Consider the following 20,991-nt stretch of genomic DNA (forward strand, 5'->3'; position numbering starts at 1 on the left):
CGATGGCGGACGCGGGTCAGCCGCGCGGGATGGTGGCGTTGGATCACAGATTTTCTCCTTCGGGGTTGGTGTCGAGGGCTCGACGGGGGGAAGCCGCAGCACCGTCGGCCCCGGAAACGGGAAGGCCGACGGCGGGTGCGACGCGGTAATCGCCATCGGGACCGAGGCCCTCGACGCGGGCGAATTCGGACAGCCGGCGCGCGGAACCACGGCCGGATAGGACGGCGACGAGATCGATGGTCTCGGCGATCAGGGCGCGCGGGACGGTGACGACGGCTTCCTGAATGAGCTGTTCCATCCGGCGCAGGGCGCCGATGGCGCTGCCGGCGTGGATGGTGCCGATGCCGCCGGGATGGCCGGTCCCCCATGCCTTCAAGAGGTCGAGGGCTTCGGCGCCGCGCACCTCGCCGATCGGGATGCGGTCGGGGCGCAGGCGAAGCGATGAGCGGACGAGATCGGACAGCGAGGCGACGCCATCCTTGGTGCGCATGGCAACGAGGTTGGGCGCGGCGCATTGCAGTTCGCGCGTATCCTCGATGATGACGACGCGATCGGCGGTCTTCGCCACCTCGGCCAGCAGCGCGTTGGTCAGCGTCGTCTTGCCAGTCGACGTACCGCCGGCGACGAGGATGTTGGCCCGCGCCGCTACGCCCGTCCGCAGCGCCTCGGCTTGCGCGGCGGACATGATGCCGGCTGCGACGTAATCGTCGAGCGTGAACACCGCGACGGCAGGCTTGCGGATGGCGAAGGCGGGAGCCGCGACGACGGGCGGCAGCAGGCCCTCGAACCGCTCGCCGGTCTCGGGCAGCTCGGCCGAGACGCGCGGTGCGCCCGCATGGACCTCGGCGCCGACATGATGCGCAACCAGGCGCACGATGCGTTCGCCATCGGCGGGTGACAGCCGCTCGCCCGTGTCGGACAGCCCTTTGGAAAGACGATCGATCCAGATGCGCCCGTCCGGGTTCAACATCACCTCGACGACGGCGGCGTCTTCCAGATACCGGGCAATCGCAGGCCCCAGCGCCGTGCGCAGCATCCGCGCGCCGCGTGCCAGTCCTTCCGAGTTGTGATGCGAAGCCGCCATCTGATCCCCGTGTCGGCCGGGGAGAAACAGACGGTCCCCGGACGGGGATGATTAAAAGAGCCCGAAATCAGGCTGGTTCAACAACTATCGAATGTCGTGCGGGGATCGGCGAGAAATGGCGGTGATCGGCGGAGTACGCTGGATTGGGCATCATGGCCGTGACCGCGAGAGAACTTCCGATTCGACCGCCGATGATGTAATTCTGAAGCAATCGTAAAATATACCGGAGACACTTTCTCGAAGGGGCGGACGATGGCTATCGAACTGATCGTACATCCGGGCGTCGACAGTGCATTCTTGGCGTGGCGCGCACCGTTTATCGACGGGTGCCGGGGCTTCGCGTTACGGCGCAAGGTCAGGCGCGCCGCAGGCAGCGCCCCCAGTCCCAATGCGACCGGCGCCGCCGATGCCGATGGGTTCGTCGAGGAGATCGTGGCGAGCTGGGTCGGCTTCGCGGACGGCCCCGATGTCGAGGAAGGCACGCGCAAGCCGACGACGGAATGGCCGATCCAGAAATATCTCTGGTCGGACTTCGCGGTCGGTCCGGGTGACGAGGTCGCCTATCGCGTCGCCCCGATGATCGGCCCGGAAGCGGCGATGCAGGAAGCCATCGATCAGGCTTCGCCCTGGAGCGAGCCGGTCGCGATTGGCGCGGAAACCGAAGGGCGGGCGAGTTGCTTCTTCAATCGCGGCATCGTCGCCAGCCAATGGCTGGCGCGGCTTCTGCCCGATGTCAGCCCTTCGACGAAGCTGCGAGAGGAAATCGCCGATCCGCAAAGCCGCATCCGTGCGTTCCTCGGCGGCCCTGTCCGCGACAAGCTCCTGTCGGTGCTGACCAATGCCGCCGCTGCCAAGGCGCATGTCTATGCCGCGCTGTTCGAACTCGACGATCCAGAGCTGATCCCGCTGCTCAAGGCGCTCAAGAAGCGCGCCCATATCGTGCTAGGCAATGGCGCGGTGAAGAAGAAGGGCGAGGACGAGAATGACGACGCGCGCGCGGCCCTGAGCGGCTGCGACGTGCGCGATCGGATGACGGCACCGCGCGCGCTGGCGCACAACAAGTTTCTGGTGATCTGCGACGCCGACAAGACACCGCAGGCGGTGTGGACGGGCAGCACCAACTGGACGAAGACGGGCCTCTGTACGCAGGCCAACAATGCCGTGCTGATCGCCAACCCTGCGCTGGCGCAATTCTATCTCGATCAGTGGAAGGCGCTGGCGGATGCCGGCGATGCGACACCGGACACGCTTTACGGGAGCAACGGCACGCCCCGGAAGAGCACCAAGGCCAAAGGCACGACGCTCTGGTTCACGCCGATGCGTGGTGGTGCCGATCTCGATCAGGCGGGAGAACTGATCGCGGCGGCCCGGCATGGCATCCTCTTCCTGATGTTCAATCCGGGACCGCGCGGCACGCTGCTCAACGATATCATCGAGCTGGCCTCACCGGGTAGCCCGAACTTCAAGCCCGATCTCTACATTCAGGGCGTCGTCAATCAGAATCCCGGCACCGACAAGAACCCGGTCGTGTTGTTCAATCGCGGCGACCGCATCGACGCGAATGCCGACGTGCTTCTGCCGGCCGCTATACCCGGCCCGCTCAAATATTGGCACAAGGAACTGGTAAAGCTCCCCGGAACCTTCGCCATGGTTCACAGCAAGGTCGTCGTGATCGACCCCTATGGCGACAAGCCCGTCGTGATGACCGGCTCGCACAATATGGGGCCGAAGGCGAGCGGGGTGAACGACGAGAACCTGCTCATCATCGAAGGCAATGGCGCGCTCGCCAGCCAGTATGCCGGCAAGATCATGGAAATCTATGCGCAGTACCGCTGGCGGCAGTCGGTCCAGAAGCAGGATGGCAAGCCGCGCTGGTCCGGTCTGGCGAACGATGACACATGGCAGATCGCCGACGCGACCAAAGCCTATGACAAGCGCCGCCTGCGGGAGCTGGATTTCTGGTTCGGGTCGGACGCGGCGGGCTGACCTTCGTCATAGCGGCCCAGGTCGCGGCGGTCAGGTTTCAGTTGGCGGCCTGTCGGCGCCTTCCCGGCGTCCATCGATGTCGCGCGACAGGTCTTTGAGGAACCGGTCGCCGGTCGCGAGCCTGCGGCCAAGCGATTGCAGGAAACCCTCGAACCGCTCGTTGCCCTTGGCGCGCGCCGAGGCTTGTGCGCTGTCGGACAATGGTGGCGTCAGCGTCATCCAGAAGCGGATGAACAGCGACAGCGTTTCGCCGAGGATGGCGAGGTCTTCGTCCAGCCCATCGATCTGGCGGCCGATCCGGTCCATGCGGCGCGCGAACACCGCCTCCAGCCGCTCCGAGGCATCAGCAGAGAGGAAGGACGCGACGGCGGCTTCGATCACGGCGGATTTCGAGATGTTGCGGCGGAGCGCCAGCGCCTCGACCTTCTTCAAAAGGTCCGGCTCGAAATAGACGTTCATGCGGGTCTTGGTCTGCATGGCCGCCCCCTCACAACTCGATGCCGTCGGCCGGGTCCATCGTCGCCTGCCGGGCGTTCGATGTGACCTGAAGACGGAGACGACGCGCCTTGGCGGCGTCGAGATCGGGATCATCGTCGAGCACATCGAACTCGTTGAAGGCAGGACGCTCCGGCGGTGCGATCTCCTCATGCTCGGGCAATTCCGGCTCGCGACGGATGCCGGCGTTGGCCGGATCGGCGGCAATACCATTTTCGTTGCCTGGTGCGGCTCCTGCCGATGCGGTCGGGATCGCCAGCGCCGACCAGTCGTCGACCGGTGGGGTTGCCGGTGCTTCCATCGCGTTCGGCTTGGGCGGCGGCAGGATGCGCTCGCGGAAACGGGCATCCTCGTAATAGCGGGCCTTCTTCGCCCGCACCGGCGGCACACCCGCGACCAGCAACAGTTCGTCAGCCGGCGGAAGCTGCATCACCTCGCCGGGGGTCAGCAACGGCCGGGCCGTCTCCTGCCGCGACACCATGAGATGGCCGAGCCAGGGCGACAGCCGGTGGCCGGCATAGTTGGTGGAATCGCGCATCTCGGTCGCGGTGCCGAGCGCATCCGACACGCGCTTGGCGGTGCGCTCGTCGTTGGTGGCGAAGGCAACGCGCACATGGCAATTGTCGAGCACACTGTTGTTCGCGCCATACGCCTTCTCGATCTGGTTGAGGCTCTGCGCGATCAGGAAGGACTTGATGCCGTAGCCCGCCATAAAGGCCAGCGCGCTTTCGAAGAAATCGAGCCGCCCCAGCGCCGGAAACTCGTCGAGCATCAGCAGGAGGCGATGCCGATTGGCGGAGGTCTTCAGGTCTTCGGTCAATCGCCGCCCGACCTGATTGAGCAACAGGCGGATCAGCGGCTTGGTGCGGTTGATGTCGGAGGGCGGTACGACGAGATAGAGGCTGACGGGCTTCTCGCCCGCCACCAGATCGGCGATGCGCCAGTCGCAGCGCGCCGTCACCTTCGCTACGACGGGATCGCGGTAGAGACCGAGGAACGACATGGCGGTCGAGAGCACGCCCGAACGCTCGTTGTCGCTCTTGTTCAGCAGCTCGCGGGCCGATGAGGCGATGACGGGATGGACACCGGCTTCGCCCAGATGCGGTGTGCTCATCATGGCGCGCAGCGTTGCCTCGACCGGGCGCTTCGGATCGGACAGGAAATTGGCGACGCCCGCCAAGGTCTTGTCGGCTTCCGCATAGAGGACGTGCAGGATCGCCCCGACCAGCAGCGAATGACTGGTCTTTTCCCAATGGTTGCGCTTGTCGAGCGCGCCTTCGGGATCGACGAGGATGTCGGCGATGTTCTGCACGTCGCGGACTTCCTTGTCGCCGCGCCGCACCTCCAGCAGCGGATTATAGGCCGACGACGTGGGATCGGTCGGATCGAACAACATCACGCGACCGTGGCCCGCGCGGAAGCCGGCGGTCAGGCCCCAATTCTCGCCCTTGATGTCATGGACGATGACGCTGCCCGGCCAGGTCAGCAGCGTCGGTACGACGAGACCGACGCCCTTGCCGCTGCGGGTCGGGGCGAAGCACAGCACATGCTCGGGACCGTCATGGCGGAGATAGTTGCCATCGAGCCGGCCGAGCAGGACGCCATCGGGGCCGAGCAGCCCTGCGGCCTTGATCTCCTCGGGTTCGGCCCATCGCGCCGAGCCATAGGTGGCGACGTTCTTCGCCTCGCGCGCCCGGATTACCGACAGGGTGATGGCGACGACGATCGAGATGAATGCGCCTGCCACCGCGATCGTGGCGCCTTCGATAAAGATGGGCGGCGCATAGGCGTCGTAGCAATACCACCACCAGAAGAAGATCGGCGGATAGTAGAACGGCCAGCCCGCCACCTCGAACCAGGGCGCGCCGAGTTGCGCCTGAAAGCCGAGACGCCATGCCGTCCATTCCGTCGCGCACCAGATCGCGGTAAACACGATTGTTAGAACGAGGGCGACTTGTCCCCACAGGACACGGCTTCCCGACATAAAAACTCCGATCAGCAGAAGAGACGGAGCTGATCAGAGAATAGCCGTTCCGGCCATAAGCAACAGAAAATCCGAAGCGTCGGGATTCCGGATACCATGGCGAAGAAAAAGGACGGTCAGTGCCGTGACGGTCGCGCCTCGGCTGCCGCCTGTTCCAGGATCTTGCGATAGCCGGTCTTCGTCATCCAGTGCGCACGCGCAAGATGGCTCTGCCAGCATCTACGGGTCCGATCGGTTTCCCCGACCGGATCGCGATGCAGCACGATCCGCGCCACCTCCCGCCAGTCCGCGCCATCGGTTTCGGCGTCGAGCAGGCGCAGGTAGGTGACGAAGTGCGTCTCGTCGTAGATCGTGATCTCTGGCGCGGCCGGCGCCAGGTCATCGACATCGGGGTCAAGTTCGGGGCGCACCCGCATCGCACGGCCCTCCTACGAACCTCGCGCTCACAATAAACCCGAAATGGGATAATCCTAAATCAGGATTAGCGGAACGGCTTCCCCTTTTCAACGGAGAGCCATTCCGAATGCAGAAATCCTTGCGCGCGCCCCGACAAATCCTGCTGCAATCTCTCCTCATCGAAGCGCGCAAGACCAAGGGACTGACCCAGGCGGAGCTGGCCGATGCTCTCGGCAAGCCACAATCCTTCGTCGCCAAGTATGAACGTGGCGAGCGACGGATTGATGTCATCGAGTTCATCGACATTACTGCGGTCCTCAGCATCGCCGCCAGCGACTTGCTCGCGAAGATCCAACCGATCACGCCCAGGACCCGACCGATACCGCAATGAATATCACAGGCCGGGACGAATCGGAACGATCATTCCTGGAACGATCGTTCCTGCACTGGTTCCTCTCGGGCCATGGACCTCAAGGAGGTCATGGCGGTCAACCTGCGTCGGATTCGTCATGATCGGAACATGACGCAAGAAGAGTTGGCCGATCACGCCGGCCTCAGCGCGCGCTATATCGGCGCGATCGAACGCGCCGACGTGTCCGCGAGCGTGACGGTGCTCGGGCAGATCGCCGAGGCTCTCGGCGTCGACGCCGGAGAGTTGGTGAGGTTAGCGGGCGGGAAGCGATGACCGGCTCATCTCGAAAGCGAGATCGAGCAGGTTCTTGAGCGCAGGACTACGGTTGTGCGGCGACCGCACCGCGCTGAGTTATTCAGCTTCGAGAAGCCATGGCACCTGATAGATACTCAGTCATCAAATTCCCAATCCTCGTTGTCGTCCCAACTGCCAGGACACCGATCCGCCCTGCACGATGCCCGCGACCTCGCGACCGAGCTGGCGGTCAATGACTGGCCGCCACGGGACGAGCGTGAACTCGTGGGACTTCTCGACGATGGCGAACTTACCGCTCGATAGCTGCACGGTTCCGCTGAACGTGCCGCTGACGGTTTCGCCATCAGTGGCGGCTCTGAACGGCAGCACCTTCCTCGCCGCCATCTCTTCGCCGACGCGGGCAACCTCGCGATCCTGAAGCGTAGTGATAAGGTTGCGCCGATAAGCCGTGCGGCCGTCGTTCTGAAGGATGGCGTCGCCGCGATCAATCAGCGTCTCGCGCCGGCGCTCCATCGCCTCGCGCACCTGCTCCCCGAAGCCCGACGCCGACAGGTCCGACGCGCTCGCGCCAACCAGCCGCCGGTCGAGCCAGGTCGCACCATCCGATCCGATCTGCCGCTCCAGGTCGAAGCTCGAAAGGATGCGGATATTGGCGCGGGCATTGCGTCCGGCATCATGGGCGGCGGCACGCGCCTCGAAGTCTTCGGGGATGCGCCATTGGTCGGCGTCGATCCGCTCAGTGATGCCAGCACGACGCAACGCCTCCAGCCGGCGTACATGGGCATCGACAAAGCCTTCATAGTCGCCCCCCGGCACGCGCCCCTCGAACCGGGCCTGCTCCAGATGGCGGCTCGGCCGGTAGATGCCGCCCTCGGCCATGCCGGCGATAGCGCGGTCGGAGGGGCGGCCAGCGTTGTCGGGCGGCGCGATCTCGATCACGCTGCCGATGCGGGCGTCCTCGACGCGAGCCGGGTCGATCCCGGACACATGATGCGTCCGCCCGTCGATGCCATCGACCACCAGCATCAGGGTCTCGCCCAACTCGTCGGAGAGATGCTTGTCGATGACGCGGCCGGTGATCGGCGTGGCGGGTGCCGCATCGTGAATCTGGAAACTCATCGGATCGCGCTCGGCACCATCGGCCTGGAGCGCCTTCTGCATGGTGCGGATGATGTCGCCACGCTCGCCCATCTCGCGCAACGTCGGCTCCAGCCGCTCGCTCAATTCCCAAACGCCCGGCGCGTGTTCGGTGGCGAGACCCATGTCGCCGAGCTTGCCGAGACGGCGCAGCCGCAGGGTCCGGTCGGACTGGCCGCGCGGATCGCCCGGCTCGTGGCGTAGGTCGAGGAAGCGGTCATCGGCCTCCGCGATCATCGCCCGGTCGATGCGGGTCAGCCGGTCCTGATCGATCTCGGCCGTGAGCTTCCGACGTTGCTCGATCTCGGTGACGAGGCCGAGTTCCAGCGTCGCCAGTTCGCTCGCCCGCTCGCGAATGCCGTTGGCGAGATAGTCGCCATTGATGACGAGATCCTCGCCGAGCGCATCGCGGCCATTGACGATGACGTGGACATGCGGATGGCCGGTGTTGTGATGATTGACCGCGACCCAATCGAGCTTAGTGCCGAGGTCGGATTCGACCTGCGCCATCAGCTCGCGGGTATAGCCGGTGAGGTCGGCGAGATCGGCAGCATCCTCGGGCGAGACGATGAAGCGAAACTGGTGGCGATCGTCTTGGCCGCGATCGAGGAAGGCGTCACCATCGGCCCGATCCTCGCCCGCCGAATAGAGCTGCCCGCGCTCGCCGTCGCGGGCTGTGCCGTCGCGTTGGATATAGCGCAGATGGGCGGCGGCCTTGCTGGTCTTGCCCGCACCTTTGACGAAGCGGGTCTTGATGACGACGCGGCGCATTCCCGGCGTGCTGTGTCGCCAGCCGCCGGCGATGTGCCGGGACTGCACGAAGCTGGCGCCCCGGCCGCGGCGGACGCCCGGTCCCGCGAAGCCGTTGCGCTTCGCTCCGGCCTTGCCGGACGATGACGCCTTCGCCGAAGCGGACCGGCGCGATGATGCCGCCGTGCTCTGCTGGCGGGCGATCTTTTTGACCTGGGTGAAGAAGCTCTTGGCCCGACCCGCCTTCGGCGCGTCGGCGCGGACGCGACCGGGCTTCGGCCGGAAGCGATTGTCGTCGTCTCCGCTCACGGCCGATCCGCCCGGAACCGGCGATTTCGGCGAAGAGTGCCGCCAAAAACGTGGCAGAGACGGGCTTTGCCGCGCCTCGCGGCACCATGACGGCCCGCGGACGGTGCCGCCCCGAACAGTGTGCAGACAAGGGCTTGGCCCCCGGATCGGACCCATGGGGTGCCGTCCGCTTTTATCTTGCCCTCCCGCCTTCCTCTCCCTTCTGCCCCTCCTGCCGACGAATGAGACTGCTGCCCGTCCCATCCACTGCACACTGAACTCGGCCGCCCGACAGACGGGATCGCGATGCTCATGGCTGCCGTCCCGTTACCGCGCGCGCGACGAACAGGTCGCCCGATTGCGGCACGATGGCGGAGACATCGCGCACGGCCGTCGGCGGTGCCGCGTCGATCGCAGCACGCCCGGCCTGCACCGGATCGGCAGCGGGATTGCGATCCGGCGGCGCGATGAACAGCGGCGCGCGGGTCCAGGCCAATGGATCGACCGCCGCGACCATGACAGGGCTGGCTGCGTTGTTGCCGTCCAGTGACGACCCGACCGCAGCGACATAGGCCCGGGTTTCCGCCGGAAGCGGTCGGCCGCTCAGCGACGCCTCGTAGCGGCCGGGACCGGCATTGTAGGCGGCGATCCAACCGGGCGAACCGTAACGGTCGAACAGCTCGCGGATATAGGCCGCGCCCGCGATGATGTTGTCATGCGGATCATAGGGATCGCGGCCGAGACGGTGACGAAGGCGCAAGGCCGCCCAGGTGTCCGGCATGATCTGCATCAGCCCCATCGCACCCTTTGGCGAGATCGCGCGGGGATCGCCGTTGCTCTCGGCCATCAGCACGGCCCGAATCCAGGCGGCCGGAAGTGCGAAGCGCTGCGCCGCCTCGGCGATAGGATCGCCGTAGGGATCGCGCGGCGACGATTGCGCGACGGGTGCGTTCTGCGCCAGCGCGATCGACGGCATAGCACCGCCCGACAGCAGGCCCGCGAGCAGAATGACCGCCCATCGGACAGGCGTGCTTTCTCCGCTGCGACACCAGCCTGCCAGCGTGCTCGCTACGGTCAAGGATACGCGCGAAGCGCCGATCTTCGATCGTCCTTGACCTTCGCTGCGCGCGCCGGCCGACCTGCGATCGAGCGGGACGAAGGAATGAGACGGCTTTTTCGCGAACCAAGGAATGACCGATTGAGTGAGGATCGAGCGTTCGGACGGGCTGACGATGTTCACGATGTCAGTCCCTCCCGTCGCGCTTTTGCGGGCGGCTCCAGTGCAGCGACCAGGCATGGCCGGCCTCGTCGTCGCGGAACAGGTTGGCGCGGATCGGCTGCGGCAAGGCCGGATCGTCGATCAGCAATGCGATGTACTCGCCCGCACGCTCGCCGGTGCGTTTCCAGCCCGCGCCGATCTCCGGGCCGGTCTCGGGACCGTCGCCATTGCCGTGATGAATGCGATAATCGGGCGCGTTCTCGGTGTCGGACGGCTCGGCGGGAACGATGGTGATCTCGCGATAGAGCGTGAAGGTGTGGATACGGCCGGTGAAGCCGGATGGCTCGCGGGTAAAGGTGCCGATCTGCGGCATGAGAACCTCCATGGGATTGTTGTGGAAGGGAGAAGCAGCGGTCGTCAGCGTGTCGCCGCGCGCCAGACGAAGTGGCCGTCGCCATCCTCGTCGGTGTAGAGCGGCGTCGCCTTGCCGATGACGGCGCGCGCGGCGATCGGCCCGAAGTAGCGGCCGTCCAGACTGTCCGGCACGTCGGGATTCATCAGGAAAACGTCGCCGTCCGCGATGCGCCGGCAGCCCTGCCAGACCGGCAGCGGACGGCCGCGCCGATCGCGATTGAGCGCGTCACCGAACGCCACGGCATCGACGGTGACGGTATTGCCGGTGCGGCAAACCTGCTGACCGGGCAGCGCCGCCACATGCTTCATCAGCGGCACGCCGCGACCGATATAGCCGCGCTCGACCATCCAGCCGGCGAGCGCTTTGTCCGGCATCACGGCGACCAGATCGCCGACAGCAAGGTGGCGTGGCGGATCGAGGTCGTAGAGACCGATCGGCACGCTAGCCGAGGCGTTCCAAACGAGGCGCAGCGGCATCGGCACGAAGGACGCGATGGTGGCGCTCATCGCGGAGATGTACGTCACCATGACATAGCCGAAGCGGGTCATGGTTCGATCCTCCGGCGCAGGAGGAAGGCCCGGTGGCGGTCCGACGTGTAGGCGCGCGGCTCCTGGCCGGCGCCGATCCGGTTGCCGAGATGCCGCCAATGGTCCGGCGCGACATCGCACGCATCGACGCCGGCGGCGTCCACCGCGTCGATATGGCGAAGCACCTGTTCGACCTTGGGCCAGCCGGCGATCGTCAGCAGGATGTCGCCGCCCGGACGGATGCACCGCAGCGTCTGGTACGGTTCGCCGGGGCTCACGGCGCGCACGATATCGATGCGCGAAGTGACGGTGCCGTAGTCGTTGGCGGCCCAGCGGACGAAGGCAAAGATGCTGCCGGGGCGGAAGGACAGCACGCGCCGCCTTCGGTCGAGGATCTGTTCGTGCGCCTCGCGGCCGAACCTGATCCAGTTCTCGATCCGCTTCTCGATATGCGTCAGCTCGACATGGGTGAGACTGTCGGCGGGCAACGCGGCCGGCATGGCGCCGCCGCGCGCGCGGGACACCGCGGCGCTGGTCATGGATGGTCTCCTTCGGAGGTGGGGAATTCACGCGCGAGCAGGTCGCGCAGCATGTCGGCGACGGTGACGCCGCGGCGGAAGGCGGCGATCTTGATCCGGCCGCGCTGGTCGGGCGTCACGTCGATGGTGAGGCGCGCGGTGAAAGCAGACGCGTCGCCGTCGGGCTTCGGGCTGTCCGCCGCCTTGATCCAGCGATCGGGATCGGCGGGCCGGGCGGCGAAACCGCGACGGGTCGGACGCCCGCTCATCGCGCTGGTCTCCCGATACCAAGCGCGCCGATCGCATCCGCCAGCGCGGCGATCTCGCGCGCGGCGGGCGTGTCGTCGTCCAGCTCGGCGACCAACCGCCCGGACTGCGCAGCAGCCGCGAAGGCGATGCGCTGGCCGATGGTGGCTGTCAGCACCGGCGGATCATGGTCGGCCAGCGTCTCGGCCGTCTCGCGGGCGAGCACGGTGCGGGTGGCACAGCGATTGAGCACGAAGCGCGCGGCCAGTTCGGGCCGGTAGATGCGCGCCTCGGCGACGAGCGCCAGCATCTCGGCTGAGGCCCAGCCGTCGAGCGGCGATGGCTGCACGGGGATCAGCACCAGGTCGGCGGCGAGCAAGGCCGAGCGCATCAGGCCGGCGACGCGCGGCGGCCCATCGATGACGATCACGTCGGCGTCGTGGGCCAGCGCGGGCGCTTCCCGGTGCAGCGTGTCGCGGGCCAGGCCGACGACGCCGAACAGGCGCGGCAGGTCTTCGCGGGCGCGCGCCTCCGACCAGTCCAGCGCCGAGCCTTGCGGGTCCGCGTCGATCAGGGTGACGCGCCGTCCCCGCCGCGCCCATTCGCCGGCTAGGTTCAGCGCCAGCGTGGTCTTGCCGACGCCGCCCTTCTGGTTGAGCAGGGCGACGATCATGGTAGCCGCCTCGGCCGCCCGACGGCACCGGCACCGTGGGTAGCGCCCGCGCGCGTCAAAGACAAAAAGTTAGATTCTCTATTAGACTCTAAGTTAGCAGTCGGATTCCGCGTTTCGGGCCAAAGACTTAATTGCGGTTTGTGCGCCTGATGTGCCGATAGGGCTGCGCCTGATGTACCGATAGCCTTTGCGCCTGATGTGCCGATGCCATTCACACCCTTATCCACAGGCACTGTGAATTGTTCGATCGGCAGGATTCGCAAGCATTCGCGACGACCTTCGCGCTCGATCGACAGCCCGTATCCGGGCAACGGTTGGCGGGCGGCGATGCGGCGGAGATCCAGCGCAAAGTCCGATATCCGCGCGAGGCTGCCGGACTTCTCATGGAGATGCGCGATCTCGAACAGCCAGCCATGCGGCTGACGGCCGGCGTGCTTGCGGGCGACGCGGTAGAGCCAGCGTTCGATGCCGCCGGTCAGCCGGAAGTAATCGGGGTCGATGGTGAGGACCAACGAGCGATCGACGACGCCATTGTAGAACCATTCGGGCAGGACGAACTCCATGCCTTCGACGCGGCCGTCGCGCGTGGTCATCTCCTCCCATTCGTTGATCCACGAGAATTGCCGGCGCCGCCAATGTACGCCGTTGCGGATGGTGGTGGCGACGACGGTCGATTGCAGGCGGGCGAGCGACGCTTTCAGCAACTGGTATTGGCGGTTGCCGGTGTCGCGGCCGATGCCGCGCAGGAGCTGGTAGGGGGTGAAGCGGAAAAAGCGCGACGTGCGCAGGCCGTGGTTCTCGGCCTCGACGATCTGGCTCGCTGCCCAGATCAGCACGTCGGCATCCCAGATCGTCGCCATGCCGTGTTCGGGCATACCGAGCACCTGCACCTCGATGTCGGCGGCCTTGTAGAGGATGGGCCTGGTGCGCGGCGTCTTCGACAGCGAGAAGAACGGACGCTCCATAAGGTCGCGCTGATCGCGTGGGGATGCGTCGCCGGTCGCGATCACGAAAGGATCGAGCCGCTGGCGCTCGCTCCCCTGCGAAAGGCATCGCCGGCTATGATGGTCGGCGCCCGGCATTCAGCGGGACGCCTTTTCGGCCGGGGTCAGCGGACGCGCCGGGAAGACGCGCGTCGCAGTCTCGTCGGTCGTCGATTTGCGGATGCCGTCTTCGGTCCACGCCTGGAGGTCATCGACGGCATAGACGATGCGACCGCCGATCTTGCGGTAGATCGGGCCGGTGCCATAGGTGCGGTGCTTCTCCAGCGTGCGGATGGAAATGCCGAGGAAGCGGGCGGCATCCGGCGCGCGCAGGTATCGGGGCGGCAGCCCCGTCTTGGGATCGAGCATGATCGGGTCTCCGGTCGGTTCGGGCGCTGCCGGCGAGGACAGCGGGCTATGGCGAACCGTGGCGGAGAACCGGCGGCGGCGAGCGTGCCGGAATCAGGGGGGTGCGATTCCGGCACCCCCCGAGCGTTACTTCGCTATCCGAAAGTCAGCGTCGTCGTGGCAAGCGGACGGGATAGTGCAGCAGATCGCGATAGCCGCCGCGCATATAGCGCTGACCATCCGCGATCAGACGGCGCGTTCGATTCTTGCGGGGATCGACCTCCCAATCGGCCTTGGTGCCCCGGAAATCGAGGAGGGCTTCGGCGATCTGACGATAGCTCGCACCATCGCTGCGGCCGTCGAGGGCGCGCAGAGTGAGGATATGACGGCTGCGGGTTTGCGGCGGCAGATCATGCGGGCGCTGGCCGGGAGGTCGCCCGACAAGCGCCCGCCAGAAGCGCAGCACCGCCTCGGTGCGAAGCTCCAGGAGCGCGTCGAGCGGCAGCATGACGAAATAGCTCGTCATGACGGTCGCGGGCGGATCGCTCATCCAGAATTGGTGCGCAACGTCGGTGGGCCGCCAGAGGCCGTGCCATGTGTTGTCAATCGCAACGCGCCCGTTGATACCGGGCAGGCTTGCAAGATCGAGGGGCATGGCGGCAGGGTCGCCAGCACCTGAAACGACGGGCTCCAACTGTATGGCGTCAGGCAGCAGCTTGGGCAGCCAGATCGTCGGAGCGATATCGGCGGGCTGGTCGGGATCGACCGGGAAATCGCAACCCCCAATGTTCGGAGAAGCCCGTCCGGGCGTCGATGTCGCTGCGGGGAAGCCTGTTCACCCGGTCGAACGCGCGACGATAGTCTTCGTCGCGGCGGAGATATTCCCAGGCAAAGCCGGCGGCCGGGATGCTGTTCGCATGGGCATAGGCGGCCGGCGAGCGCCAATCTGAACTCGGCATGGCGTTACCTCTCCACTCACGCGCCTGTTGACCGGCGCTAGAGTTGGGCAGCATGAACAACCATGGGTTTATTTTGGAGATACTGTTTGCAGATATGTCGATCGTGCATCGCGATCGATTTCGGTTAACGATTACTATCATTCTGGATGCGATTTGGCGAGCCGGGCCACGCCCGGCGAGCCGCGTTACTTTCTGCCCGGCAGAAAGCCGCCGATCCGCAAAGGCGGATCGGCGCGAAATCTGATCCACGCCTTCGCGGAAAAGGGCAAAGCCGTGAAACCGGAAACCCAGCTTCACGGCTTTCCGCATATCAGGCGGTCTTGAGCCGCTGCATTCCCTCGGCGAGAGTCCACAGCGCCCGGTTCAGCCCGACATTCTGGTCGATGCCGTTGATCGGACGCGTCCGGCTGCGGCGGATACGGCCGTCCGAAGTCTCACGGCGGCCGTCGATCCCGCCCCGGATCAGGTTTTCCTGAATGATGTTGAAGGTCTGCCACAGGCTTTGCCCGACATCCTCGCGACGGCGCGGGGCGATGATCTGATCCGGGCGGACGGGGCTTTCGTCCTCGCCATAGCGGGCGACAAGGCTCGCCTCCGCCAGCACCTGTTGTTCATCGCGCGACAGCCGGGTGTCCTTCATGGTCTCGGTGGCGTCGATCAGGCGCGGGAAATCCTCCGCCACGGTATAGACGCCTTCGATGATCTGATCCTGTACGCCGCCCTTGTGATGCACGCGAACCTCCTCGAAGCGCTCGCCCGCAATCATGCTGTTGGTGCAGACGAAACGCAGCACGCCGGCAAACATCTGATAGGCGCTGGTCCCGTCGTGCGAATTGACGATGATGACTTCCGCCGCCTCGGGCTTGCCGATGCCGCCATCGCGACGCAGGCGCAGCATGTGCTTGGCATGGCCCATACGATCGCCATCACGCGGCACCGCCTGCACGGCGAAGAACGGAAACCATCCCTCTCGGCGCAACCCCTCCACGATCTCGATGGTCGGGACGTACACATAGCGATCCGAACGGCTGTCATGGGCTTCGCGGGCAAAGATCGACGGGACGTGACGGTGAAGGGTTTCGTTGTCGAGGGCTTCGCGCCCGCTGATCTGATGCGAATTACGGCCGAAGCGGGTGGCGAGACGGTAGGTCATGGTCTTGATCCTCATGGGCTTGGGTTGGAGCGCAGCGCTGCGCTGCAACCCTGCCCGTCGGCGAGACCGGGGGGTGCAAGGGGCAAGGGCGACCGGGGCGGAGGGGGATCACCCGGTCTGCACGGAACGGCGGATCCGTGGAGGAAGGCTGGGGAGACCGCCCCGGACGAGCGTCAGCGATCCCTTGCGCCGCGCCAGGGGGCAGAGCCCCCAAGCTCCGTTTTCAACTCAAATCCTCTCGCCCGACATGCGTTGCTTCAGCATGTCGACAAATGCGCGCGTGCGGGTCGGTGTCGTCCCATTTTCCAGCCACAACGCATATACGGGGACCGGCGGAGGCTCGTGTTCGGCAAGCAAGGGTTCCAACAGACCCTGATCGATGTCCGATCGCACCTGCCAGAGCGGTGCCAGACCTATCCCGGCGCCTTGCAGGACAGCCGTATTGGCAGCGGCCGCATCGTTACAACGGAACTTGCCCTTGACTGGGACCCTGACAACATTGCCGCCGTCCGTCATCGGCCACAGGTCGCCTTCGGGGCCAAAGGTACGGACGACACAGTCATGATCCTTGAGATCGACGAGCTTTAATGGATAGCCGCGAAGGGCAAGATAGCGAGGCGATGCGACGACGACCCGTCTCAACTTGGCAAGCAACCGGGATTTCAGCGAGGACGACGGCGGCTCTCCAATGCGAATGACGACATCGAGCTTATGCTCCAGCAAGTCGACGATCGTGTCGGACAATTCGAGATCGATCTCGACGTCGGGATATCGCTCGATGAAGGCCGTGGTGGTCGGAACGACATAGCGCGGCGCGAACTGCACGGACGCCCCGACCCTGAACAGGCCGAAGATCTCCGACGTTCCGCGCAGCACGTCGCTTCTCGCGTCGTCGATCTCGCCCAATGCAACTTTGATCCGCTCGTAGAAACTGATCCCGACGGCGGTGGCCTGAAGACGGCGGGTAGTTCGACGCACCAGGTCCACCCCCAATTCCGCTTCAAGACTTATGAGTGATCGGCTCACCGTTTGAAGTGAGCAATCCAGCCTTTGCGCAGCAGCGGTCAGGCTACCCGCCTCGATCGTCGCTACGAAAGCTCGGTATTGTTCAATAGTCGCCATTCTACTAAAATTCGTGAGAGTGAATGATGTAAGGCGATCATTATCATCCATTTCGCGTAATATACAATGTCGTCATGCTGAATGGAGGGCGCATGACGATGGGACATGGCGGTACGGGCGAACATCCGGATGATAGGCGGGAGATCGGCACGCGGCTGACGGCGCTTTTTGCCGTTGCGGTCGGCGTTGTTGTCCTAGCCCTTTTTGCCTCGCAGCCACTCGTCGGGATTATCGGACGGCAGCTCGGTCTTTCGCCGGATCTGTCGGGGCTGGCGACCACGCTGACCCTGCTCGGCTATGCCTCGGGCCTGATCCTGCTGGTGCCGCTGACCGACATCATCGAGAACCGCCGACTGATCGTCGCGACCCTCATGGCCAATGTCTGCGCGCTGACAGCTCTGGCCTCCGCTTCGACCGCAACGACGTTCCTCATCGCTTCCTTTCTGGTCGGCGTGTCGATCAGCGCAATCCAGATGCTCGTTCCGGTGGCCGCATCGCTCAGTTCGGAAGCGCGCCGCGGACGGACGGTCGGCAATGTGATGAGCGGCCTGATGCTCGGCATTCTCTTCTCACGTCCGATCGCCAGCCTCGTCACCGAGTGGTTCGGGTGGCGTGCTCTCTACGGATTGCTGGGGTTTGCCGTTGCCGCGTTGGCTGTAGTCCTCGCTCTCTTCATTCCGACGTGCCAGCCATCGCGAAAGACCAGCTATTTGGAGCTGATCGGGTCGCTTGGAGCAATACTGCGGGACGAGCCGATCCTCCGGATTCGTGCGGCCAGTCAAGCCATGTGCATGGCAGCGTTCAGCGTTTTCTGGACCGCGGTCGCGCTGCGCCTTGCGCAAGCGCCTTTCGCGCTGGGGCAGACCGGCATCGCCCTCTTTGCCCTGGCGGGGGCTGCGGGTGCCGTTATCGCACCGGTTTCCGGTCGCGCCGGCGATCGTGGTCTTACCCGCCCCGTGACGACTTTGGCCCATGCGGCTGTGATCGTCGCGATGGTTCTCGCCTATGTCGGTGGCACCACGATGATGGGAAGCGGTCACGCGTCTCTAACGGTCCTCATGATCGCAGCCATCGTTCTCGATCTCGGCGTCATCGCGGATCAAACCTTGGGGCGACGCGCAATCAATCTCATCCGGCCCGAAGCGCGCGGCCGGATGAACGGGCTGTTCACGGGACTCTTTTTCTTGGGCGGTGCGGCGGGTTCGGCTCTCTCAGGTTTTGCGTGGAATAGCTGGGGATGGCAGGGCGTCTGCGCGATCGGGCTGGTCTTCGGCGTCGCGGCTCTCGGCGTCTCGCTGACCAATCGATCGATCCAGCGTTGATGGCCTCGATTGTATCGAGAGTCCTCACCGTGATCGAACAGAGCCGGTAAGGCGACATGCGTCATCAGCGCGCAGATTGCCTGACCGCGTCGAGAAACAGATCGGTAGCGCGAGAGGGTTTGCGCGCCGCTGTCGCTACCAGCCCGAAGCGACGGCAGAGCGGCGGATCGATCCGCGCGATGCGCAGACCTTTCCGTTTCTCGGGCAAGGTCGATTCCGGGACGATACCGACGCCGACGCCTTCGCGGACTAGCGCAATCGCGCTCGTCCAGTCACGCACCTGCATCCGAACATCGATCAATGATAGCTCCGCAGCCTGGGCCAGCGTACCGGCATGGGCATGGCAGCCGCCGGTCGCCAGAACGAACGGCTCGGCAGTGAGTTCTGCGAGCGAGAGCGTATTGCGGCGACTGAGGTGGTGGGCGGCGGGCAAAACTCCGACCCACGCATCTTGCCCGATCGAAACGGAATCGCTCTCCGGGGATGGGTTCAACACGACGCCGAGATCGATGGACCCGGCCTCCAGCCACCTCTCCACCTCTCGGTCATCCGTTTCCAGCAACACCACCTCGATACCGGGATGGAGAGACCGGAAACGCCTCAAAAGGGGCGGCAACACCGTGGAAAATACACTGGGAAAGGCCGCGATGCGCAGCGAGCCGGTTTCCTCGCCCCCTACCTCCATCGCCTCCTGTCGGATCGCCTCCAGATGGGCCAATGCGGCGCGGGCATGGACAAGCGCCCGCTCGCCGAAAGCCGTCAATTCAACCCCATGGCGTTGCCGCACCAACAGTTTGACGCCGAGCGCTTCTTCAAGTGCGGCAAGTGCCTGGCTCATGCCGGACTGGGTGACGCCGATTGCTTCGGCGGCGGCGGTAAAGCTGCCGGCTTCCGCAACGGCGATCAGGGAACGAAGCTGGGTGAGATTCATAGTAGCATATCTAATATCATGTTTCTTTGGCAGTAATTTTACTTCTTTCATGCGCCGGGTCAATCTCCACGGTGACGCCAACCGCCAGAGGAGATTTCCCAATGAAGCTCTATTTCGCCCCCGATACCTGCTCGCTTTCGCCACACATCGTCATGCAAGAGTTAGGACTGACCTACGATCTCGTGCGCGTGAACAACCGCACGAAACGCACCTCGGAGGGCGGGGATTTCCTCGCCGTCAATCCGAAGGGCTATGTGGCCGCACTCCGGCTCGACAGCGGCGAGGTGCTGACCGAGGGCCCTGCACTTGTCCAGTATCTGGCCGACCTGAAACCGGACGCAGGTCTTGCGCCCCCGAACGGCACGCTGGAGCGCACGCGCCTCCAGGAATGGTTGAACTTCATCACCAGCGAAATTCATACGGGGTCGAGTCCGCTGTTCAATGCGGACTTGCCAGTGGCGGTTCGCGATCTTTTCGCATCGCGGCTGTCGAAGCGCTTCGATCTGATCGATGCGACGCTGGCGCAACGCCCTTATTTGTTGGGTGGCAGTTTCAGCATCGCCGATGCTTATCTGTTCACAGTCTTGGGCTGGATGCCGACGCTGAGGATCGATCTCGACGCCTGGACGCACATCACCGCCTATCAGGCATCGATCGGGTCGAGGCCCTCCGTCATCGCCGCGCTGGCCCGCGAAGCGGAAATCCCGCCGGTCGCATGAGCATGTCCGCACGCCGATCAGCGAGGCGGGTGTGACATGCGTCGAACGCACCGCGCTTCGGAGATTTCGGGCGTTGCGAGCGGGCGGATACCGATGGTCTCGCTCATCCATGTCCTCGCCGTAGCCGAGCATCTGAACTTCCACCACGCCGCCAATATGTTGGGCACGACGCAATCGTGCGTCAGCGCCCGGATCAAGGCATTGGAAGAGACGCTGGGCATCCTTCTGTTCGAGCGGCGGCATCGGGGCGTCCGGCTCACCGAGGCCGGGCGCCATTTCGTTGCCGGGGTATCCGCTGGCATCGCGCAACTCGACCATGCCGTCCGCACCGCCGGAGCAACAAGCGAGGGCACGGAAGGACGCCTTGCGATCGGATTGAACAGCCCGATCACTGCCGGCTTCCTCACCGATCTACGCCGCCAATATCGCGTAAGCTATCCGATGATCGAACAATCGGTGCTGGAAGGCCGATCGTCGGAGACGATCGCGATGGTTCGTGAAGGAACGCTGGACGTGGCCTTCATCTTCGGTGCGGTCCAGGCGCCCGACTGCCATTCCCGCCTGCTATGGTGCGAACCCTTCGTCGTCGCGCTTCCCGCCGATCATCCGCTGGCCGAACAGAAGGCCGTGACCTGGCTCGATCTCGCCGACGAGATCTTCCTGATCCGCCACGGCGGCACCGGGCCGCAGGTCTTCGAGCATGTCGTGCGCCGGATCAGCGAACGCGAGCGCTCGCCGCGCATCCATCGCTGCGATGTCGCCCGCGACACGTTGATGGGGCTGGTCGCCGCCGGCGACGGCATCACCCTGACCAGCGGGGCGACGACGCATGTGCTGTTTCCCGGCATCGTGTTCCGACCGATCGCCGATGAGACCGAGCTGGCCCGGTTCAGCGCCGTATGGTCGCCGCACAACCGCAATCCGGCGCTGCTCAACCTGCTCGACCTTGCTTTCGAGATGAGCCGGTCGGCGTCAATTACGGACATCCGTACATCCTGAATGCCGTATTCCCTGAAAGGCGGCGCGCCGGCCTCCCGAAGCCCCGCGCGCGGCAGGGCTTCGGGAGGTG

General features: G+C 65.1%; 24 protein-coding genes. 6 read left to right on the forward strand and 18 right to left on the reverse strand.

Features of this window, described 5'->3' with window-relative positions; all coding sequences use genetic code 11:
* Positions 1 to 43 precede the first annotated feature (43 nt).
* Positions 44 to 1,084, reverse strand: a complete 1,041-nt coding sequence (gene trbB, locus AC6I8B_RS06895; protein WP_497817633.1) for a P-type conjugative transfer ATPase TrbB — start codon at positions 1,082 to 1,084, stop codon at positions 44 to 46.
* A gap of 252 nt (positions 1,085 to 1,336) precedes the next feature.
* Here trbB and AC6I8B_RS06900 point away from each other — a divergent pair, with 252 nt between their 5' ends.
* Entirely contained in the window at positions 1,337 to 3,070 is a 1,734-nt protein-coding gene (locus AC6I8B_RS06900) for a phospholipase D-like domain-containing protein (RefSeq protein ID WP_497817634.1), read from the forward strand.
* A 30-nt stretch (positions 3,071 to 3,100) separates the two neighbouring features.
* On the opposite strand, the gene AC6I8B_RS06905 is transcribed toward AC6I8B_RS06900, so the two are convergent.
* The 3 genes from AC6I8B_RS06905 to AC6I8B_RS06915 form a co-directional block, all read right to left on the reverse strand.
* Complete coding sequence (locus tag AC6I8B_RS06905) at positions 3,101 to 3,547, reverse strand: ribbon-helix-helix domain-containing protein (protein ID WP_497817635.1); 447 nt, start codon at positions 3,545 to 3,547, stop codon at positions 3,101 to 3,103.
* Between the two features lie 10 nt (positions 3,548 to 3,557).
* Positions 3,558 to 5,549, reverse strand: coding sequence for a conjugal transfer protein TraG (locus AC6I8B_RS06910; protein ID WP_497817636.1), 1,992 nt, complete (start codon positions 5,547 to 5,549; stop codon positions 3,558 to 3,560).
* Positions 5,550 to 5,665: 116 nt separating this feature from the next.
* Complete coding sequence (locus tag AC6I8B_RS06915; protein ID WP_497817637.1) at positions 5,666 to 5,965, reverse strand: DNA -binding domain-containing protein; 300 nt, start codon at positions 5,963 to 5,965, stop codon at positions 5,666 to 5,668.
* A 107-nt stretch (positions 5,966 to 6,072) separates the two neighbouring features.
* Between AC6I8B_RS06915 and AC6I8B_RS06920 the strand changes: the two genes are divergently transcribed.
* Both AC6I8B_RS06920 and AC6I8B_RS06925 read left to right on the forward strand, forming a co-directional pair.
* The gene (locus tag AC6I8B_RS06920; protein WP_497817638.1) at positions 6,073 to 6,336 is read left to right on the forward strand and encodes a helix-turn-helix domain-containing protein; all 264 of its coding nucleotides are present in this window, start codon (positions 6,073 to 6,075) and stop codon (positions 6,334 to 6,336) included.
* A 90-nt stretch (positions 6,337 to 6,426) separates the two neighbouring features.
* Positions 6,427 to 6,630, forward strand: coding sequence for a helix-turn-helix domain-containing protein (locus tag AC6I8B_RS06925; RefSeq protein WP_497817639.1), 204 nt, complete (start codon positions 6,427 to 6,429; stop codon positions 6,628 to 6,630).
* 123 nt (positions 6,631 to 6,753) lie between these two features.
* Here the strand turns inward: AC6I8B_RS06925 and AC6I8B_RS06930 are convergent, their stop codons facing one another.
* The 13 genes from AC6I8B_RS06930 to AC6I8B_RS06990 all read right to left on the reverse strand — a co-directional run bounded on the left by AC6I8B_RS06930 (position 6,754) and on the right by AC6I8B_RS06990 (position 16,950).
* Positions 6,754 to 9,051: a relaxase/mobilization nuclease domain-containing protein gene (locus AC6I8B_RS06930; protein WP_497817739.1), complete on the reverse strand. Its 2,298-nt coding sequence runs from the start codon at positions 9,049 to 9,051 to the stop codon at positions 6,754 to 6,756.
* Positions 9,052 to 9,097: 46 nt separating this feature from the next.
* On the reverse strand, positions 9,098 to 10,027 hold the full coding sequence (locus AC6I8B_RS06935; RefSeq protein WP_497817640.1) for a lytic transglycosylase domain-containing protein: 930 nt from the start codon (positions 10,025 to 10,027) through the stop codon (positions 9,098 to 9,100).
* A gap of 4 nt (positions 10,028 to 10,031) precedes the next feature.
* Positions 10,032 to 10,379, reverse strand: coding sequence for a DUF736 domain-containing protein (locus AC6I8B_RS06940; protein WP_497817641.1), 348 nt, complete (start codon positions 10,377 to 10,379; stop codon positions 10,032 to 10,034).
* 44 nt (positions 10,380 to 10,423) lie between these two features.
* Positions 10,424 to 10,969 (reverse strand): S26 family signal peptidase, encoded by a 546-nt coding sequence (locus AC6I8B_RS06945; RefSeq protein WP_497817642.1) that lies wholly within the window; start codon positions 10,967 to 10,969, stop codon positions 10,424 to 10,426.
* Positions 10,966 to 11,487: a DUF2840 domain-containing protein gene (locus tag AC6I8B_RS06950; RefSeq protein WP_497817643.1), complete on the reverse strand. Its 522-nt coding sequence runs from the start codon at positions 11,485 to 11,487 to the stop codon at positions 10,966 to 10,968. The genes AC6I8B_RS06945 and AC6I8B_RS06950 overlap by 4 nt, the downstream gene beginning before the upstream one ends.
* Positions 11,484 to 11,735, reverse strand: a complete 252-nt coding sequence (locus AC6I8B_RS06955; RefSeq protein ID WP_497817644.1) for a chromosome partitioning protein ParB — start codon at positions 11,733 to 11,735, stop codon at positions 11,484 to 11,486. The genes AC6I8B_RS06950 and AC6I8B_RS06955 overlap by 4 nt, the downstream gene beginning before the upstream one ends.
* Positions 11,732 to 12,385, reverse strand: a complete 654-nt coding sequence (gene parA, locus AC6I8B_RS06960) for a ParA family partition ATPase (RefSeq protein ID WP_497817645.1) — start codon at positions 12,383 to 12,385, stop codon at positions 11,732 to 11,734. Before parA ends, AC6I8B_RS06955 begins: the two co-directional genes overlap by 4 nt.
* Positions 12,382 to 13,467 carry a replication initiator protein A gene (locus tag AC6I8B_RS06965; RefSeq protein ID WP_497817646.1) on the reverse strand — a complete coding sequence of 362 codons (1,086 nt, stop codon included), beginning with the start codon at positions 13,465 to 13,467 and terminating at the stop codon, positions 12,382 to 12,384. Before AC6I8B_RS06965 ends, parA begins: the two co-directional genes overlap by 4 nt.
* A complete protein-coding gene (locus AC6I8B_RS06970) occupies positions 13,468 to 13,737 on the reverse strand; it encodes a helix-turn-helix transcriptional regulator (protein WP_497817647.1) in 270 nt (89 codons plus the stop codon).
* A 145-nt stretch (positions 13,738 to 13,882) separates the two neighbouring features.
* Positions 13,883 to 14,371 carry a DUF2285 domain-containing protein gene (locus AC6I8B_RS06975; RefSeq protein WP_497817648.1) on the reverse strand — a complete coding sequence of 163 codons (489 nt, stop codon included), beginning with the start codon at positions 14,369 to 14,371 and terminating at the stop codon, positions 13,883 to 13,885.
* A 49-nt stretch (positions 14,372 to 14,420) separates the two neighbouring features.
* Complete coding sequence (locus AC6I8B_RS06980) at positions 14,421 to 14,984, reverse strand: transcriptional regulator domain-containing protein (protein ID WP_497817649.1); 564 nt, start codon at positions 14,982 to 14,984, stop codon at positions 14,421 to 14,423.
* Position 14,985: 1 nt separating this feature from the next.
* Complete coding sequence (locus AC6I8B_RS06985; RefSeq protein WP_497817650.1) at positions 14,986 to 15,828, reverse strand: DUF932 domain-containing protein; 843 nt, start codon at positions 15,826 to 15,828, stop codon at positions 14,986 to 14,988.
* Positions 15,829 to 16,056: 228 nt separating this feature from the next.
* On the reverse strand, positions 16,057 to 16,950 hold the full coding sequence (locus AC6I8B_RS06990; RefSeq protein WP_497817651.1) for a LysR family transcriptional regulator: 894 nt from the start codon (positions 16,948 to 16,950) through the stop codon (positions 16,057 to 16,059).
* A 92-nt stretch (positions 16,951 to 17,042) separates the two neighbouring features.
* Between AC6I8B_RS06990 and AC6I8B_RS06995 the strand changes: the two genes are divergently transcribed.
* A complete protein-coding gene (locus AC6I8B_RS06995; protein WP_497817652.1) occupies positions 17,043 to 18,272 on the forward strand; it encodes an MFS transporter in 1,230 nt (409 codons plus the stop codon).
* Between the two features lie 64 nt (positions 18,273 to 18,336).
* On the opposite strand, the gene AC6I8B_RS07000 is transcribed toward AC6I8B_RS06995, so the two are convergent.
* Positions 18,337 to 19,203, reverse strand: a complete 867-nt coding sequence (locus AC6I8B_RS07000) for a LysR family transcriptional regulator (RefSeq protein ID WP_497817653.1) — start codon at positions 19,201 to 19,203, stop codon at positions 18,337 to 18,339.
* Between the two features lie 101 nt (positions 19,204 to 19,304).
* Here AC6I8B_RS07000 and gstA point away from each other — a divergent pair, with 101 nt between their 5' ends.
* Positions 19,305 to 19,922, forward strand: coding sequence for a glutathione transferase GstA (gene gstA, locus AC6I8B_RS07005; protein ID WP_497817654.1), 618 nt, complete (start codon positions 19,305 to 19,307; stop codon positions 19,920 to 19,922).
* A gap of 36 nt (positions 19,923 to 19,958) precedes the next feature.
* A complete protein-coding gene (locus AC6I8B_RS07010) occupies positions 19,959 to 20,921 on the forward strand; it encodes a LysR family transcriptional regulator (RefSeq protein WP_497817655.1) in 963 nt (320 codons plus the stop codon).
* The last annotated feature ends 70 nt before the right edge of the window (positions 20,922 to 20,991 follow it).

This window comes from Pantoea sp. X-Soil-ISGK-285 (assembly GCF_059730815.1).